19 protein-coding genes and 1 pseudogene are annotated in these 18,090 nt (G+C 42.6%); 8 read left to right on the top strand and 12 right to left on the bottom strand.

Annotated elements, in window-relative coordinates:
* Positions 1-13: 13 nt before the first annotated feature.
* Positions 14-781 (bottom strand): 3-methyl-2-oxobutanoate hydroxymethyltransferase, encoded by a 768-nt coding sequence (gene panB, locus B9G53_RS03035; protein ID WP_094528934.1) that lies wholly within the window; start codon positions 779-781, stop codon positions 14-16.
* 159 nt (positions 782-940) lie between these two features.
* On the opposite strand from panB, the gene B9G53_RS03030 reads away from it, so the two are divergent.
* From B9G53_RS03030 to B9G53_RS03000, 7 genes are all read left to right on the top strand, one after another.
* Positions 941-1,132 (top strand): DUF2862 domain-containing protein, encoded by a 192-nt coding sequence (locus B9G53_RS03030; protein WP_094528931.1) that lies wholly within the window; start codon positions 941-943, stop codon positions 1,130-1,132.
* A 51-nt stretch (positions 1,133-1,183) separates the two neighbouring features.
* Positions 1,184-1,501 carry an HU family DNA-binding protein gene (locus B9G53_RS03025; protein ID WP_094528928.1) on the top strand — a complete coding sequence of 106 codons (318 nt, stop codon included), beginning with the start codon at positions 1,184-1,186 and terminating at the stop codon, positions 1,499-1,501.
* Positions 1,473-2,534 carry an ArsA family ATPase gene (locus B9G53_RS03020; protein ID WP_094528925.1) on the top strand — a complete coding sequence of 354 codons (1,062 nt, stop codon included), beginning with the start codon at positions 1,473-1,475 and terminating at the stop codon, positions 2,532-2,534. The genes B9G53_RS03025 and B9G53_RS03020 overlap by 29 nt, the downstream gene beginning before the upstream one ends.
* 11 nt (positions 2,535-2,545) lie before the next feature.
* On the top strand, positions 2,546-4,042 hold the full coding sequence (locus B9G53_RS03015; RefSeq protein ID WP_094528922.1) for an Ig-like domain-containing protein: 1,497 nt from the start codon (positions 2,546-2,548) through the stop codon (positions 4,040-4,042).
* A 122-nt stretch (positions 4,043-4,164) separates the two neighbouring features.
* On the top strand, positions 4,165-4,728 hold the full coding sequence (locus B9G53_RS03010) for a Uma2 family endonuclease (protein WP_094528919.1): 564 nt from the start codon (positions 4,165-4,167) through the stop codon (positions 4,726-4,728).
* Positions 4,712-5,878 (top strand): beta-ketoacyl-ACP synthase, encoded by a 1,167-nt coding sequence (locus B9G53_RS03005; RefSeq protein ID WP_094528916.1) that lies wholly within the window; start codon positions 4,712-4,714, stop codon positions 5,876-5,878. Before B9G53_RS03010 ends, B9G53_RS03005 begins: the two co-directional genes overlap by 17 nt.
* 80 nt (positions 5,879-5,958) lie before the next feature.
* Entirely contained in the window at positions 5,959-6,534 is a 576-nt protein-coding gene (locus B9G53_RS03000; protein ID WP_094529090.1) for a biotin transporter BioY, read from the top strand.
* Between the two features lie 67 nt (positions 6,535-6,601).
* On the opposite strand, the gene B9G53_RS02995 is transcribed toward B9G53_RS03000, so the two are convergent.
* From B9G53_RS02995 to B9G53_RS02950, 10 genes are all read right to left on the bottom strand, one after another.
* Entirely contained in the window at positions 6,602-7,027 is a 426-nt protein-coding gene (locus B9G53_RS02995) for an STAS domain-containing protein (protein WP_176453068.1), read from the bottom strand.
* Between the two features lie 366 nt (positions 7,028-7,393).
* Complete coding sequence (rimO, locus tag B9G53_RS02990; RefSeq protein WP_094528910.1) at positions 7,394-8,731, bottom strand: 30S ribosomal protein S12 methylthiotransferase RimO; 1,338 nt, start codon at positions 8,729-8,731, stop codon at positions 7,394-7,396.
* An 82-nt stretch (positions 8,732-8,813) separates the two neighbouring features.
* Positions 8,814-10,298, bottom strand: coding sequence for a phospholipase D-like domain-containing protein (locus B9G53_RS02985; protein ID WP_094528907.1), 1,485 nt, complete (start codon positions 10,296-10,298; stop codon positions 8,814-8,816).
* Positions 10,299-10,381: 83 nt separating this feature from the next.
* Positions 10,382-10,570, bottom strand: a complete 189-nt coding sequence (locus tag B9G53_RS02980) for a hypothetical protein (protein WP_094528905.1) — start codon at positions 10,568-10,570, stop codon at positions 10,382-10,384.
* Positions 10,571-10,822: 252 nt separating this feature from the next.
* Positions 10,823-11,176, bottom strand: a complete 354-nt coding sequence (locus B9G53_RS02975; RefSeq protein ID WP_094528902.1) for a YkgJ family cysteine cluster protein — start codon at positions 11,174-11,176, stop codon at positions 10,823-10,825.
* A gap of 57 nt (positions 11,177-11,233) precedes the next feature.
* Positions 11,234-12,124, bottom strand: a complete 891-nt coding sequence (locus tag B9G53_RS02970) for an alpha/beta fold hydrolase (RefSeq protein ID WP_094528899.1) — start codon at positions 12,122-12,124, stop codon at positions 11,234-11,236.
* A gap of 61 nt (positions 12,125-12,185) precedes the next feature.
* Entirely contained in the window at positions 12,186-13,001 is an 816-nt protein-coding gene (pstB, locus tag B9G53_RS02965; protein ID WP_094528896.1) for a phosphate ABC transporter ATP-binding protein PstB, read from the bottom strand.
* 48 nt (positions 13,002-13,049) lie between these two features.
* Entirely contained in the window at positions 13,050-14,021 is a 972-nt protein-coding gene (pstA, locus tag B9G53_RS02960) for a phosphate ABC transporter permease PstA (RefSeq protein WP_094528893.1), read from the bottom strand.
* Complete coding sequence (pstC, locus tag B9G53_RS02955) at positions 14,014-14,976, bottom strand: phosphate ABC transporter permease subunit PstC (protein WP_094528890.1); 963 nt, start codon at positions 14,974-14,976, stop codon at positions 14,014-14,016. The genes pstA and pstC overlap by 8 nt, the downstream gene beginning before the upstream one ends.
* Before the next feature lie 78 nt (positions 14,977-15,054).
* Positions 15,055-16,146, bottom strand: a complete 1,092-nt coding sequence (locus tag B9G53_RS02950) for a PstS family phosphate ABC transporter substrate-binding protein (protein WP_176453067.1) — start codon at positions 16,144-16,146, stop codon at positions 15,055-15,057.
* A 458-nt stretch (positions 16,147-16,604) separates the two neighbouring features.
* On the opposite strand from B9G53_RS02950, the gene B9G53_RS02945 reads away from it, so the two are divergent.
* On the top strand, positions 16,605-17,849 hold the full coding sequence (locus B9G53_RS02945) for an esterase-like activity of phytase family protein (RefSeq protein WP_094529085.1): 1,245 nt from the start codon (positions 16,605-16,607) through the stop codon (positions 17,847-17,849).
* Here B9G53_RS02945 and B9G53_RS27885 read toward each other — a convergent pair.
* Positions 17,846-18,090, bottom strand: a pseudogene (locus B9G53_RS27885) (hypothetical protein); the annotation flags it as partial. The gene B9G53_RS02945 and the pseudogene B9G53_RS27885 overlap by 4 nt on opposite strands.

Here is an 18,090-nt window from a genome sequence, read left to right as displayed (position 1 = left end):
TTTTACCTATCTTCTAAGATTTGGTTCTTACATCTTGGCAATACTGCTTAACAGCTTCTGTTATCGAGCTTTGCAAATCAGCATATTTACGGGCAAAGGGAGGCTGCCAATCGGATAAGCCTAAAACATCATGAGTTACCAAAATCTGTCCATCACAGCCTTGACCTGCACCAATACCAATTGTAGGGACAGGAATTAGTTCTGTAATTTTAGTCGCTAACTCCGCAGGGATATTTTCTAATAGCAGTGCAAAAATACCAGCTTCCACTAAAGCTTTAGATTGATGTAAAATCTCTTCGGCTGTATCAGGAGTACCACCTTGAACCCGATAACCGATCCGATGCACCGATTGCGGGGTTAAGCCCACATGTCCCATGACTGGCATTCCTGCTTGTACTAGCTTACAAATCGTTTCAACCATATCAGGATACCCACCTTCAAGCTTAATGCCCCGCGCATCAGTTTCTTTGAAAATGCGTCCCGCCGATCGCATTGCCTCTTCCGCAGAAATTTGATAGCTGAGAAATGGCATATCAACAATTAGTAAAGCATTATCAACTCCACGCCCGACCGCTTGAGCATGACGAATCATGTCATCAAGGGTAACAGGCAAGGTGTTTTTGTAACCAAGCGCTACCATCGCCAGAGAATCACCCACCAAGATCATATCCACGCCTGCTTTGTCGAGCAGTTTGGCGATCGCATAGTCACTTGCTGTCAACGCCGCGATCGGCTTTTTTTGCTGTTTCCATTTTTGTATTTGGGCGATCGACACTGGCATCGTGGCATTCCTCGTGAGTATTAAAGAACCAATTTGTTATGGTGAGGCGGAGTCGTACCATAACAAATTGGTTCTTTATTTTATAGAGCTAACATCTAATGTAAACTTTTTAAAGCAAACGCAACAGATTAATCGAGTTCGGTACGAGAAGCAAACATTATGCAAGTTGGACAAAAAGTTCGTGTTCGTGGTTTCAAAGATGGTAGCGGTAAGGCAATCTCTAACAAAATTGGCGAAGTCGGCGTAATCAAAGAAGAGAAAATTATGGATGGTAGCAAATGGGGCTACATCGTCAAATTCTCTGATAGCACTAAGTCTTGGTTCTTTGCCGATGAGTTAGAATCAGCCTAAAAGCATTAGGATGTTGCGTGTTGCGCGACATCCTAATTACGAATAAGCCCTATGGCAGATATTAACCGTCAAGATATCATTCGGGGCATGATGGCTGAAGTTGATGGGCTAAGCTATAGTATGGCTTCCGCTAGCCTCGAAGCTGTAATAACCTGTGTTACCAAAGCATTATCCAATCACCAATCCATAACCCTTAGTGGTTTTGGTAAGTTTAGTGTACGCCATCGTCGCGCCCGTTCAGGAAGTCATCCTCGTACACATCAGCCCATTAATATTCCTGAAGTTATTGTTCCTCACTTCACTCCCAGTCCTCATCTAAAAAAGCTAGTGCAGAAGCCCAATGAGCCTAATTCTGACATTTCTCGGTAAAGGTGGTGTTGGCAAAACAACGACTGCGATCGCGGTTGCGCGTGCTTTTGCCGCCCAGAGCAAACAAGTCTTATATGTTGGTCAGCAAGCAGGAGATAGCCTTAGCATGAGGCTTGGTGCTGAGTTAGCTAACGATCCGCAATTAGTTGCACCAAATTTTGCGGCTGTACATTTACAGTCAACACTTCTGCTTGAACGCTATTGGGACAAGATGAAAGGCTTGGAAACCCAGTACTTGCGGACTCCTTTTTTTAAAGAAGTGTATGGTCAAGAGCTTGGGATTTTACCTGGAATGGACGCGGCACTAGGTTTAAGCTTCTTGCGCGAACGTGATGCAGAAGGTAAGTATGACGTAATTATTTACGATGGTGTTGGCGATCTCGAAACATTGAGAATGCTAGGAATGCCAGAGATTTTAGGCTGGTATCTACGCCGCTTTAAACAAGTACTAACAGGTTCAGCGATCGGGCAAGCAATTTCGCCATTTGTCGAACCAATTTTAAGAAGTATTCTCCAAGTCTCTAGCACTGATGATATTTCACAACAAGCAGGAGAAATGTCGTCAGTATTAACTCGCGGTCAAAAAGCAGTGAACGATCCTAGTCGTGTGGCGGCGTATCTAGTCACAACTGGTGATCCTTACGCGATCGCCACAGCAAAATATTTATGGGGTAGCGCTCAGCAAATTGGCTTGACCGTTGGAGGGGTGCTGGCTAGGGAGCAAATTAATGATGCAGATTTTGAACCTCTAGCAGTATGTCAAATCCCCGACCAAGTGACAGAATTAACAATCCCTGATCGTCTTGCTAGTCTTGCACCAAAACCCATTGAAATTAATGCAGTAACCAAGCAAGTCAAGTTGTTTTTGCCAACATTTAATAAAAAACAAGTCAAACTAATTCAGCTAGGGCCAGAAGTCACTATCGAAGCAGGCGATCAACGTCGTAATATTTTCTTGCCCAATGAACTAGCTGGCAAACAAGCCACTGGCGCAAAGTTTCAAGATTCTTATTTAATTATTTCATTCGGCTAAATTATTCAGCTATGCAACTTAGCCCTCGCTTTAAATTATTTTCTCAGCCGCTCGATCGTTATGCCATCGGTTTAGTAGCAGTGCTCAGTGTGGCGATCGCCATATTGTTGTGGGTAGGCGATCGCACAGCCCCGCAGGTAAGAGACTTTAGTTGGCAAGGACAGAAGATTGATGCCACTAATATTTCTTTTTCTTTAACTTTTAACCGCCCAATGGATCGAGACAGTGTTGAACAAAATCTTAAGTTTGATCCACCCCTAGCAGGCAAAATCAGTTGGTCATCACGGCGGATGTCCTATACGCCCCTAGCACCAGCTAGTTATGGTAAATCCTATACAGTCAAACTAGAAAATGCCTACGATCGCTTTGCTAGAGAATCTGGTGATAAACAAGCGATTGAACCTTTTACAGGAAGCTTTACAACACCAAAACCATATTTTGCTTATATCGGTTTGCAAGGAGAAGATCGGGGTCGCCTTGTACTTTACAATGTGCTACAAAAGGAAAAGCGCGTTTTAACACCTGCTAATCTGACAGTTCTAGATTTTCGGATTTATCCTGATCGCCAAAAGATTTTATTTGGGGCGATCGAAACTGCGGGGCAAAGCCTTCTTGACCAAAAAATCTATACAGTAACGACAGGGCTTGATCGTGAAGATCGGCTCACGTCTAATCCACCAGAGATAAAACCTATTCTTGGGAGTGATGACTATCAAAACTTTAAATTCGATCTCTCTCCAGATGGCAAAAACATCTTGGTACAGCGTCTCAGCCGTCAGCAAGTTGGACGCTATGGACTCTGGCTCATCAAAGAGAATGAACCAGCAAGAGCGCTTGATAATCAACCAGGGGGCGATTTTATGTTTACGCCCGACAGCGCGTCGGTGGCGATCGCTCAAGGCGAAGGAGTTGCGATTTTGCCCCTTGAGCCGCAAGCCCCACCGTTGGACTTTCTCCCAAGATTTGGCACGGTTTTAAATTTTGGTAGAAGCGGCACAAAGGCAGCCACAATTAAATTTAATAAGGACTATACGCGATCGCTCTACTTGGTAAATAATCAAGGATTACAGAAAGAACTTACAAAAATTAATGGGTCTATTCTTGGCGCTCAGTTTGATCCGCAAGAGAAGACCATTTATTGCTTGTTAACGGATGTAGAACAGGACACTGCAAAAAATATCTTTCGGGAGAAGCCATATCTTGCGGCGATCGATTTAGAATCTACTCAATTCCGAAGACTTTTAGAACTTCCACCCCAAAGAGAAGTTCAGTTTAATATTGCTCCTGATGGTCAATCAATTCTCTTGAATTCGGCTATTCCCAGCAGCAAAGAATCCTCTAATGCTCCACCTGTTTCAGAAGACTCCGCTCAAGCATCTAGAAATTCTCGTACTCCCCAAGTACCAACCCAACTAATTATGTTGCCGATTAATAATAATCAAGGTTCAGGTCCTCTACAACCTGAAGTATTACCAATGTTCGGCACAGTTCCACGCTGGCTACCATAGAGAGATTTTTGGGAAGTGTTGCTTTGCAACACTTCCCAAAAATCTCTTGGTTTGGGCTTAAGCACAAAGCGCTGTCAAACATTTCAAGGTTAGAATAAAAGCAGTTCCACGGAGGTAAATATATGCCAACGACATCAGTGCTTAAGCGCCTCTTCACCGTCAAAGAATATGATCGGATGGCTGAGTCTGGAGTGCTAGCCGACAATGAGCGAGTAGAACTAATTAGAGGAGAAATAATTAAAATGTCACCCATTGGTCGAAGACATGCAGCTTGTGTAATTCGATTGTCGGATATTTTCACAAGAAAATTAGGCGATCGCATTTTACTTAGTGTACAGAACCCTTTAGCTTTAGATAACACTTCTAAGCCTGAACCAGATGTAGTGTTGTTAAAGCGTAAATCTGATTGCTATGAATCTGGATTACCACAGCCTGAGGATGTATTTCTATTAATTGAAGTTGCTGATAGTACAATCGATAGCGATCGCGAGTTGAAAATCCCTCTCTATGCTGAAGATGGGATTACTGAAGTTTGGTTGGTTGATATTAATAGTGCTTGCATAGAAGTTTATCGATACCCAACTAGTAAAGGTTATCAAGAAACCTTCAAAGTCTATCGTGGACAAAATTTATCTATTCTTGCTTTTCCTGATGTAAGTATTACTGTCGATGAAATCTTGGGATAGAGAAGTTAGTGGCAAGACAGTCGTTGTGACAGGTATTGGTATGATGACAGCGATCGCAGATGATCGCGAAACTACTTGGAAAAGACTGTTAGCTAGTGAATCAGGAATCAAGTTTGACCATCAATTACAACTTCCTATTGCTAGGATTAATTCCTTAGGCGATAATCATTCGTCACGATCGCAATATTTATTAGAAAAAGCGACCTTAGAAGCGATCTCTGATGCAAATCTAGACATTTCATTACCTAACTGCGGAGTTGTCATTGGTTCTAGTCGTAGTAATCAAAGAGAATTAGAACTACTTCTAGATAGCCCTGAAAAACTTTTAAGTGAGAACCAATGGTGGCAAAGCCAGCCAGCAAGTTTATCTGCTCAAATTGCGAATTTATTACAAACTCAAGCCCCAGTATTTGCACCGATGGCGGCATGTGCCACCGCAAACTGGGCGATCGCTCAAGCTTGTGAATTAATCCGTTCGGGGCAATGTGAGTTAGCGATCGCTGGCGCAACTGATACTGCGATTACACCACTGACAATTGCAGGATTTCAAAAAATCAATGTATTAGCCAAATCTGGCGTATATCCTTTTAGTCAAGAACGTGAAGGTTTTGCGTTAGGAGAAGGATCGGCAGTTTTAGTAATGGAATCATTAGATTCAGCTAAACAACGTGGCGCAAATATTTATGGCAAGATTTTAGGCTGGGGAATTACCAATGATGCTTATCATGCCACTAGTCCCAATCCAGACAATAAAATGGCAGCGATCGCCCTCAAAGATTGTCTGCGGCGATCGCAAATTAATGCGGATCAGGCTGGTTACATTAATGTGCATGGTACGGCTACTCAATTAAATGATGCTCGTGAAGCGGAACTAATTCAACAATTTTTCCCAAATATCGCCGTTAGTGCCACCAAAGGAGCAACTGGTCATACGCTAGGAGCGACAGGCATGATCGAAGCAGCATTTTGTTTGTTAGCTTTACGCGCTCGCCTTTTACCACCCTGTGTAGGAATGCAAACCCCTGCCTTTGATTTGCGGATTATTCACCAAGCTGAGCGATCGCCCGATCTGCAATATGCACTTAACTTCAGTTTTGGCTTTGGCGGACAGAACGCGATTGTTGCCTTTGGTCAAGAATTATCAAGGTGATGCTCTGCATCACCTTGATAATTCTTGACCAAAATTCATGTACGATTCTATATTGCATCTATTTTCTGACTGAGACGCTTGTGCCAAAACCGTTACAGCTAATGTGGGCATTGTCTGGGCTATTGCTGACAATTGCGAGTACATTCATTCAACCTTCCATGCTCCTGCCATCTCTCACAGGTCAGGGAAACAATGTTGCGATCGAGTCGATGTCGATCAGCGTCACTATGCAAATTGGTGCAGTCCTGATTACAGGTTGTCTCGGTGGACGCTACGCTGCATTACTATCGCAAATTACTTACATTACTTTGGGCTTAAGCGGATTTGGTGTATTTTATCAAGGTGGTGGATTAAGTTACCTCAAATCTCCTGCTTTTGGATATCTACTAGGATTTGTGGCAGGCGGATGGCTTTGCGGATTTCTTGCTTTTTTGAGACCACCAAGTTTAGGGCAAATGGCAATTAGTTGTTTTGGTGGATTATTGGCAATTCATCTGGTCGGCATCATCTATTTAGTTGCAATTCAAATACCTAACTTTAGTGCCATCCAAACTTCATTTTGGCAATATTCTGTCCAAGTTTTGTCAGGTCAATTTTTAGTCGTGTGTGCCACTATTGTCATTGCAACTATTTCCCGAAAATTATTGTTTTATTAAACGCAGAGCTAAAACAGTAAAAGCCTCGCGCAGCGAGGCTTTTACTGTAAGATTTTGTGTTTTGGGATTAGGCAGCTAGTAGATATTCAGAGCCTTGTCCTTGCTTATCAAATTGATTGATAAATTTGTCAACGCTAGGGAAAACAGCAAACAATTGGTCAATTCTTGTGATTTCAAATACAAGACTAACAGAAGGCTGCTGAGAGCAAAGTAACAAGTTACTCTTTTGAGATTGCATTAGTCTCAGACATGCTATTAGCTTTTGTAAACCTTGACTATCGATAAATTCTACATTTTCCATATCAACAATCAAGACAGGAACTTCTTTGCTGTTCATCATCACATTAGCTGAGACCCAAGATTCAACTTTACCAAACAGTTCAGATCCTGCAAAGCTATCGAACTTGCTATTGGTAAGTTTAATGGTGAAAGCAGTCTCGCTGTTTAAACCTTGGCGGAAGGATAGCTGATTCACTTTAGTAATTGTATCCATTGTTCTTCCTTTTCGCTTCTTTGAGAGAGTAATAGTCTGATTTCTAAGGCTTAGCATTTGACGTAGCAGTAAATTTAGATTGCTGACAACACAAACTTCTTTCTTGCTTCTTACTCTTAATTATTCACTCTTTTCTAATTTGTAAAACCATTAATAGATATACAAAGGTTAGTAAAAAGAAGTTAAAAAGTTATATAAAAGTTATTTTTCTCAGTTAGCTATAAATTTGATAAAAAAACATGTAGCTTCATATACCAAAACAAGGCTGTAATCCTTTGGATATAATTCTCGCCAATTATTTGAAGTCCAAATTAATACCAATTTTCATGATGACAAAGCCATCATGAAAATTTAAAAGGCAAGTAATTAGACAATTTCGCCGAATAGGTCATAATGATCGGCGGCAGTGATTTTGACGGAAAACATGGAACCGAGAGTGGCTTTGCCGAGGGGATCGCGGACATAGACAACACCATCAACATCAGGAGCAAATCTTGCCGATCTCCCAATTAGTTCACCTGTATCAGGATTTTCCTGTTCGATCAATACATCAACGGTTTTGCCGATCTCCAACTGGTTTTTCTTGAAGGATATTTCCTGTTGAGCTGCCATGATGCGATCGCGGCGTTCTTGTTTGACTTCTTCAGGTAATTGGTTGGGCAAATCAAAGGCTGGTGTACCTTCCTCGGCGGAGAAGGTAAACACACCAACATGATCGAATTCATGACGTTTCACGAATTCTAATAAATGCTCAAACTGCTCCTCAGTTTCATCGGGGAAGCCAACGATAAAAGTGGTGCGGGTCACAGCATTAGGCAGCGACACCTTTAGTTGTTCCATGATCTTGTCATTGATCCGACCTTGCCAAGGACGATTCATTGCTCTTAATACATCGGGATGGGAATGCTGCAATGGCAAGTCTAAATAGGGAACCACATTGGGTGTGGACTTCATCGCATTGATGACTTTCGGAGTCAAGCCTGTGGGATAGGCGTAATGCATTCTGATCCAAGGCACATCAACTTGTCCAAGAGCCGTTAAGAGTTCGGCAAGGCGCGGCTGACCGTAAATATCTAATCCATAATTAGTAGTGATTTGCGAGATCAAGATAATTTCTTTGACTCCTTCACTAGCAAGGCGATCGCATTCCGTCACAATCGACTCAATCGTGCGCGATCGCTGATCCCCACGCAAGTGCGGAATAATGCAAAACGCACAACGATAATCACAACCTTCAGCAACGCGCACATAGGCTACTGCTTCATTGGTAGTGCGGTAGCGTGGCACGGTATCATCGGCAATATAGGTAGGAACTTGAGTAACTTCTTTGACTCGTTCGCCTTTCTCGGCACGTTCAATTACATCGACAATCTTTTGATAGTCACCAGTACCGACAAGAGCAACTGCTTCAGGAATTTCATCAAGTAGTTCTTGTTGGAAATGTTGCGCCATGCAACCAGCAATGACGATGCGTTTGCCCATATCGGCAAGTTCAACCAATGTCCGCACAGATTCGCGGCGAGCATCTTCGATAAAGCTACAGGTGTTGACGATTACATAATCGGCAAGCTCTTCATTGCTATCGACTTGATAACCTGCTTGCACTAATAATCCCAACATGTGTTCCGTATCGACGCGGTTCTTTTCACAACCCAAGTGGGAAAAAGCGATCGTGGGTTTGACGGTTTGAACCAGATTGACCATATTTCTATTAACGCAATTTTTGGCGCACAAAATTTCAGACACTCTAGCTTAACAAAACTTAAGCACCATGCGATCGCTATGATTAAAACTCTGCCTCTTCAGTCATTGGTTTAGCTTTGCCTTTAACTCGCTCAGCACAGCTTTTGGAAGTAGCTTGAACTAGTTTTGCAGTGGGGCCAAAGGTAGCATCTTGATAAAGGCGATCGTATTCCCTTTGATAATGGGCTGCTACAGTCTCATTTTGAATGGCAACTAAAACCTCATCATTAGTATGATTCGCCGCATTAGTCCAATTGTGTGAACCTGTCAGCACTAAAGTGCGATCAAGAATCGCGAACTTATGATGCAAAGTATCGCCAGATACAAGATTGGGAATACCGACGGTTTTAATTGGTTGTTTCCATGCGCTACTTTTGCCTGTTTTGCAATCTTGAGTAGACTGTAAACCCCACATATCGAGGGTAGATGAGTAATCACGATAGGCAAATTGTGGTTCCACTAAGGCTCGAATCTGCATATTTGACTGTTGACGTTCTTCGAGAATTGTGGAAATAAATTGATCGGAGTAGACAAATAGAGCCATATCGACATTGTTTTTAGCTCCTGCGATCGCCGTAGCGATCAGTCCATTACTAGTTTGCTCTCGAGCCGTATCTTCAGGATCTGGAGAAAACTTAATGCGGATCTGCGCTCCACCCACAATTAGATAATCAATTTTACGGGAAGGTTTTTTAGTGCCAAACAAACTGTCGGGCTTACCATTGGGACCATCCCCCCACATCAGGTTAAACTCTTTCTTAAATCTTGCGGCAAGTTCTTTGCTATCAATACGCACAAGATTATTGGCATTACCTCTGGTCTGAGGTTTCGTAAAATCACCGTGAATATCGCTCATGGTCAAATTGGCTGAACCAAATAAAACAATCTGATCATCAATCACCATAAATTTATGGTGCATTAGTCCACTGCCTTTTGAGCCATCAGCAGTGTCATCAATCCAAGGAACATTGGTAACTTTGATTAACCGCAAACCATCACGACGATCCAATTCATCTTCACTTAAGCGACCGTCATTGTTAATATCGGCAAATTTTTGAAATTCTTGATAGCGATCACGATCGCGGGAATTCAGCTTCTCAATTTCCTCAGGAATTAATTCGCTCCAAGCCCGACTATATTTATTTTCAAGAATCAGTCGAACGTTGACACCCCGCAATCTTGCATCGACGATGGCTTTAGCTATATTTGGTAAGCGTAATTCTTGGACAGCAACATCAAGGCTAAATTTAGCGTTGCTGACATTATCAATCATTACCCTTTCAAGATTGTCCCCCAGACGCTCGATTTTGCGATATGGATCAGTGTATCGAGCAGCTTGATTTTGATTAAAAAATACTTGAATATTTGGATGCTGCGGTAAGGCAGGAACGATACCCGATTCAGATTGGCAAGCGTTTACAGCGATCGCTATTAATATCGCTACACCACAAAACAGCAACCAATAACCCATCTTTCGAGGTAGCGATCGAAATTGATCATGTAGGTGCGAATAGGTCAGATAACCCATACATGCAAGACTTCAAATTTTGCAATCCTAGTCTACAGCCTTAGTACGAAATCTAGTCCTTAGTTAGCTAATAATGGCGAATATTAGCTAACTTGGCTTACTTTACCTTGATCAACGGCTTTCATGAGATATTCTAGAGCTTCGTAGTCAGGATCGGTAATATATCCTTGCTCAGAAAGTTCATGGTTAATCATGTTTTCCAGTTCAGGAGTCAGTCTTTTAATGAGGAGAGCGCGGTTGACTAAGTTTCTGATGACACTCTTGTTGTTCATGATCTTTTACTAGGCGTATATTGCGATAAGGACAGAACTAGAGAAGTAATTGCTGTTTGAGTAATGACAAATCACGATTGATTTGATGTATCGTCACTCCTTTAGGACTACCTCTATAACAATAAGTTTCCGCTAAAATCAAAGCTTCAGATGTGACTTGTATCTGTAGATAGATGTGACTCTCATATATATGTGTAGGTGATCACAGTCACAAAAGGAAATGGCGGCGCGAAGCGCCGCCATTTCCTTTTGTTATGTAGCACTAATTGCTTTCTCAAAACGTAATAGTTCTAATGAGCGATCGCCATAAATCGACTCAATATTTTCTTCGCAACAGGCGATCGCAAAGTCATCTAGTTCTTCTGGCTCAACACCAAACATGTCATAAAAAGTATCAGGTTCCACTCGACAAAAGCGAGGTCTTTGATCATAGATTTTGCAGTTGCGATTAAGGTGATCGAAGTTAATACACCAGCCATCGCTACCCACCATGCTCAAATATTGTTGCAGCTCGGCGGCAGTCAGGTAATCTGCAAGGTCAGGACGCTCACTCGGATCGAGATGACAGCAAGCGCCACAGCTACTAATACATTGCCAAGTTGCCATTTCGTTAGTTTTTTATAGTGAAAGAAAAGTTGGTGCTTAGCACCAACTTTTCTTTCACTATAGAGTTAATTCATACCAATCTCGAATTAATCTATTCACGATTTGGGGACTTTCATCGTGGGGACAATGCCCTGCATTAATGTAATGCTCTGTGAGTGATGGATAAAACTCACGAAATTTTGCACCCCTAGCACGGGAATTCATCCAAGGATCACCTTCACCCCAAATCGTCATTAAGGGACAAGTCATCGCTCCCAGCAACTCATCAACTTTTTTGCCTTGCGGAGTACTAAATACTGATGCAAAAACCTGTGCAGCCCCCTGATCGCAAGACGGACGATAAATATCTTCGACTAATTGATCGGTAACAGCAGATTGATCTAAATAGACTTTTTTGAGGGTGCTACGAATGCGCGATTTTTGGCGGACAAAGGTAAATAGTAATTGATTTGCCCAAGGCTGGCGCAACGCTTTCTGCAAGGCTGGGGCGATCGCTTTTTGGATCGGATTTACTTTCTTAGCACCAAGGGGATTAGTGTTTGTAAATGGACCCGCACTATTGAGCAAGATCACTGCGGCAACTGATTGTGGATAATCAGCCGCTACACATAACGCAGAATAACCACCAAGGGAGTTGCCCGCAATTACGGTTGGACGTTGAATTTTTTCGGTAATAAAATCATGGAGTTGATCTCGCCAAAGATTGCCACTATATTGCCATGCAGGTTTTTGCGATCGCCCGAAGCCTAGCAAGTCAATCGCATATACTTCAAACTCTTGACTAAGTTCGGAGATATTCTTGCGCCAATGATCGGTTGATGCCCCAAACCCATGCACTAAGAGCAACGGTGGACGCTGAGGATTATTTCCTGCTTTGACAAAATAAATTTTTTGTTCCCGCCACAGCCAATATTGACCAGCGATCGCTTCAGTACTTGTTAAAACCATGAAATTCATCAAAAAAATAGGTAAAGGTCGCGCTTCGCACGACCTTTACCTATTTTAATCTTTATCCAAATCTACCGCTAATATATTCTTCAGTCGCTACTTGCTTCGGACTGCTGAAAATAACTGAAGTACGATCAATTTCTACTAATTTGCCCATCCGCTTGCCATTGTCAGAAAGTTCGGTATTAAAGAAAGCCGTCATATCTGCTGATCGCGAGGCTTGTTGCATATTGTGCGTCACAATAATCAGCGTATATTTTTGCTTTAATTCCTGCATTAATTCTTCAATGCGAAGGGTGGAGATCGGGTCAAGCGCTGAGCAAGGCTCATCCATCAAGATTACCTGTGGCTCAACGGCGATCGCTCGGGCGATACAAAGACGTTGTTGCTGTCCACCAGAAAGAGCTAGACCACTCTCGTTGAGTTTGTCTTTGACTTCATCCCAAATTGCTGCTGATCGCAATGATTTTTCGACCAAATCAGCCATATCATTTTTAGAGCCTTTGAATCCATTAATTCTTGGACCAAAGGCAATATTTTCAAAAATAGACTTAGGAAATGGGTTAGGACGTTGGAATACCATGCCAATATGACGACGTACTGCTACAGCGTCAATCTTAGGATCGTAGAGATTATGACCATTGAAGGTGATTTTCCCCTTTACTCTTGCGCCTTCGATTAAGTCATTAAGTCTGTTAAAGCACCTCAAAATTGTACTTTTGCCACAGCCAGAAGGACCAATGAAAGCCGTAATTTGATTTTTGTAAATCTCTAGATTTACGCCTGCAACGGCTGGTGTATTTGAACTGTAGAAAACATTAACGTCTTCTGCAATCAAGATTGACTCATGTTCGGCTTGCTTGTCACTTAAGTTCATTGTAAAAAACCAAATTCGTTAGATTTATTCTTTGTCGAACACTCTGGATTACTGGAAGCGGTTGCGTAGGAAAATCGCCACTAAGTTCATCCCCAAAACCAGTAATAAAAGCACTACGATCCCCGCCGAAGCAAGTGTTTGAAATTCTGGTTTCGGATCGCCAACCCACTCATAGATTTGGTAAGGCAGAACGGAAAAGAAGTTGTCGTTTGACCATAATGTATCGGTAAATACATCTCCTATTTTACCACTGAATAAAGCTCCAAAGTTGATAGGAGAAGCTTTGGGGTCAAATAAAACCGTACCAGCGCCGAGAACCACAATTGGCGCAGTCTCACCAATGCCTCTAGAAGTAGAGATAATTACCGCAGTCAAAATCCCTGGTAAAGCCGCAGGTAAGACGTGATGGCGAATTGTTTGCCACTTAGTTGCACCGACTCCATAGGAAGCTTGGCGGACTGATTGAGGAACGGCTCGGATTGCTTCTCTAGAAATAACGATCACTGGCGGTAAAATCAATAAAGTAATCGTCAAAATCCCTGTAACTAGCACAGCACGACCACTATATAAACCGCGCACAAATAGTCCTAGTCCTAACAATCCATAGATAATCGAGGGAATACCAGCTAAGTTGTAAATATTTAGCTCGATTAACTCTGATAACCAATTCTTTTTGGCATATTCTTCTAAATAAATTGCTGAGCTAACTCCAAGGGGGACTACTAGCAGCAATACATAGGCAAGCATCCAGATCGAGCCAAGAATCGCGGCTTTATATCCAGACTCTAGTGGGCGACGCGAGGGATAGTTTTGAAATAGATCCCAATTAAGACGAGGAGCCGCATCGCTAAATACGTCATAAATTAAGAAGGCGAGAATAATTAATCCAAGGGATGTGGCAAAAATGCAGAAAGCTGCAAATATTTTCCCCCATAGTTGCCTTGACTCAAGCTTTGGTTCAAATTTTGACTCGCTAGGCTGCTCGTCAATATTTTCTAAGATGTCTAACCCTTTACTCATAGGTTTCTTGGAATCGTTTGCTAATTTGCTTACTGATAATATTGAGAAGAAGTGTGATCAGAAATAGCGTCATCCCCACCGCAAAGAGTGCTTGGTATTCGACGCTGCCAACCCTTGAGTCGCCCTTGGCAACTTGAGCAATATAGGCGGTCATTGTGCCAACTGTTTGTCTAGGATCGAGAGTTAGCACTGGACGTTGACCCGCCGCGATCGCCACAATCATCGTCTCACCAACTGCACGGGATATACCTAAAATGATTGCCGCACAGATACCTGACAAGGCGGCTGGAAAAACAACTGTGGTAGCTACTTCTTTTTTGGTGGAGCCAAGCCCATAAGCTGCCTCACGGAGAGATCTTGGTACGGCGAGCATCGCATCGGTACTAATTGAGGCGATCGTCGGGATAATCATCACACCCATGATCAAACCTGCGCTGAGAGCATTAAACCCATTTAATCCAGGAATAATTTTGCTAAGAATTGGGGTGATAAATGTCAGGGCAAAGTAGCCATACACAACAGTAGGGACACCCGCTAACAACTCAATTATGGGGCGTAGGAATTTACCCACCTTTGGTGTTGCATATTCTGACAGATAGACGGCAGTTGCTAAGCCTAGAGGTGTGGCTACCAACATTGCAATTAGCGCTACCATCATCGTGCCGTTTACTGTTGGCCAAACACAAAAACCTTTGTCAGCAAATTGAGGAGTCCAGCTACAGCTATAGCTGCCATTTTCTAAGGTTTTACCAAATAAAAACTCGCCAATGTTGACCTTGCCAAAAAAACTGACCGTTTCTGATGCAAGTACATAGACGATCGCAACTGTGGTCAGAACAGAAACGAAAGCACAAAAAAGCAACGCGTAGCCGATCGCACTCTCTTTAATATTGCGATCACGGCGTTGATAAAGATCAAGATCTTCAACTGGAGGGGGAATTACAGGACTTGTCATAAAGGTTCCTAATCAAGTACATCAAAAGTCAAAGCCCCCCATCGAAATAGGAGGGCTTAGCTCAAAACTAACTTGAAATTATTTCAAGTCCTTTGCCAACAATTCAGCGATCGGTACGCCAGCTTCAGCACCCATAAAGGTTGTACCAGCCTTAGCATTAGTCACACGCTCTAGGATTTTAGGCAAAGCGTCGGTAGGAAGTGGCACATAGCCAACTTCTTTGACAACTTTAATGTCCTTAAAGTAGTAGTCAACAAAAGCCTTTACTTCAGGACGAGCAAGGGATTTCTTGTTAACGTAAATGAATAGAGGACGAGATAGTGGCGAATATTTACCACCGTTGATGTTCTCAGCAGTTGGAGCAACACAACCCTTACCGCCATCGACTTCAACAGCATTTAAAGTTTTGGCATTTTCTTCAAAGTAAGCAACCCCAAAGAAGCCCATGCCGCCTTTACCACCTTGCACACCCTTAATGGTGATGTTGTCATCTTCGCTAGGTTGGTAATCCTTACGAATCACTTTTTCCTTCTTGTTGATGGCTTCGGTAAAGTAGTCAAATGTACCAGAGTCAGCACCAGCACCAAACAAGGCTAGAGGCTCGTTAGGGAAGTCAGGACGCACTTGATTCCAGTTGGTGACTTTACCTTCTGACTCAGGACTCCAAATTGTGTTGAGTTCTGCGACTGTCAGACACTTTGCCCAAGTGTTTTCTTTGTTAACAACTACAGTCAAACCATCAATAGCAACTGGTAACTCGATAAATTCAACACCTGCTTTCTTGCAATCTTCCGCTTCCTTCGACTTGATCGGACGAGATGCATTAGAAATATCAGTATCTCCAGCACAGAATTTCTTGAAGCCACCGCCAGTACCGCTTGTACCAACAGGAACTTTTACGCCAGGGTTAGATTTTGCGAAGTCTTCAGCAACAGCTTTGCTAATTGGGGCAACGGTGCTAGAACCATCAATGGTGATGTTGCCAGATAGGCTAGAAGCTGCTGGTGCAGGATCTTTCATCGCCGTTGTTGATGTCGCTGCGGGGGTAGTTGCACCAGTTGTGGGGGCTGTGGGGGTGCTGCTACCGCTACAGGACGCTAGAGCTGTAGCAAGTGTAACACCAGCTACAAACTTGACTACACTACGATTGATACTCTTTTTAGACATCATAGAAATCTTACTGCGATTATATCTGTTACGGTTGACTAGGCATTTAAACTAGTTAAGATTGATACTAAACTGCATCCGTCAACACAAGGTTAAGGAACGTTAAAGATGCAGTTAAGTTTAGTTTGCCAAAAAGTTTTTAGGTCAAGATTAATTAACAAAGCAGACAAGAAGATGGATCAGTAGCTTATCTTGTCAGTTTTGTCTCCTAGCCATAATACCTATCCACAAAAGAGTTCTGCAATTTAATAAAGAGCCAGATTTTTGATGACGCGGCAAAGCCGCGTCATCAAAAATCTGGCTCTTATTTTGCCGCGCAGCCCAAATACCAATTCGCAAAAATATCGCCACACCTTTGTGAGCTAAAACCCAATCCCAGTAAGAGTTTTTAAAACACAAAATGGTTACGCCATTTTGTGTTTTGGTATAACATGCAGCTATCAGTAAATTTAACTTTCGTCATGCTAAAACAAAATCAAAAAACAAAAGAGAATGGCGGCACAAAGCCCCCCCATTCTCTTTTACCGAAAAAACTTGGGAATTTATTAATTGGGTTTTACTTCGTATTTTTGGTAGTTTTTAGCATTGATCATTTACCAGTCATGGCAAGCGATCGCACATTTCTGAATGTATCGCTGGTCTTCGTTAATGAGTATCAATTACCAAAACAAAATTGTGAGAATACTCCCGTGGGCGGATTATCGGGACTGACTTACGATCGCATTGATGATGTTTTCTATGCGATTTCTGATGATCGCAGTGAATTCGCACCAGCGAGATTCTACGCGCTCAAGCTAAAATTTAGTCCTCAAAAAGAACAGCCTAACCTTGAAAATGTAGAAGTAATTGGTGTAGATTTCCTCAAAGATAAAACGGGTAACACCTATGCTAAGGGTGAAGTTGATCCTGAAGGAATAGCATTAACAGGCGATCGCACAGTTCTCGTTTCCAGTGAAGGTTTAGCTAGCAAGGGCATTCCTCCCTTTATCGACGAGTTCGACCTATTGACAGGTAAATGGCTCAGAAGCTTACCGATTCCTCAGCGCTATCTATTCGAGCCAAAAAAGGAACCAAATTCTAACAAGAATCAACTTCCTAATCCAGAGCCACAGGGAGTAAAAGACAATCTTGGCTTTGAAGCACTCACCGTAATTCGTGACTCCATCGGTGATCCCTATCGCGTTTTTACGATTACCGAAAATGCGCTTGCTCAAGATACTCAAACCGATGAGAGTCAGCCATCTGAAAGCCGATTTTTGCATTATCTTGTTGGTAATATCGCGCCGCTAATCGTTGCTGAGCATCGCTATCCCGTCGAAGCAATGACTCCGACCGTCACTCAAATTGGGGTCAATGACATCGTATCCCTTGATCGCGGCGGTCACTTTCTCACCCTTGAACGCTCTAATGGAGGCGATGGACTGAGCGCTAAAATATGGCAGATTTTTACAGGTGATGCAAATGACACCTCAGCCATCAAGAGTTTTCGGAATAGTCCCAATGTGCGATCAATCCGCAAAAAGCTAGTTTTAGATTTAGCAAATCTGGGGATTAAATTAGATAATTTAGAAGGAATGACCATCGGTCCCCGTTTAGCCGATGGTTCGCAAAGCCTGATATTGGTAAGTGACGATAACTTTAGCGATCGCCAAGTCACTCAATTTCTAGTATTTCGACTAAATCGTAATTCCAGCCCTGCTCGCTAAATACCTGCTTTGACAAAGAACTGCTCTGATGTGACTGCTAAATTAGGAAACAACTCATCCGTTAACAAGCGATCGCCTCGATAAGTCTCAGGGGGGCGATCGTCAAAAAACACTGTAATACTCCGCATTGGTGGATATACCACCCAGGTTGAGTCGAGGTAGGGTATTATCCCTAGCCCCTCTCTGTTAGATCCGTACGTGCGATTTTCATCGCATACGGCTCCCGATATTCTTAGCTTAC

Origin of the sequence: Pseudanabaena sp. SR411 (genome assembly GCF_002251945.1) — a bacterium.
Lineage (GTDB): Bacteria > Cyanobacteriota > Cyanobacteriia > Pseudanabaenales > Pseudanabaenaceae > Pseudanabaena.
Note: the sequence above shows the minus strand (reverse complement) of the source record. Positions and strands in the feature narration are given on the sequence as shown.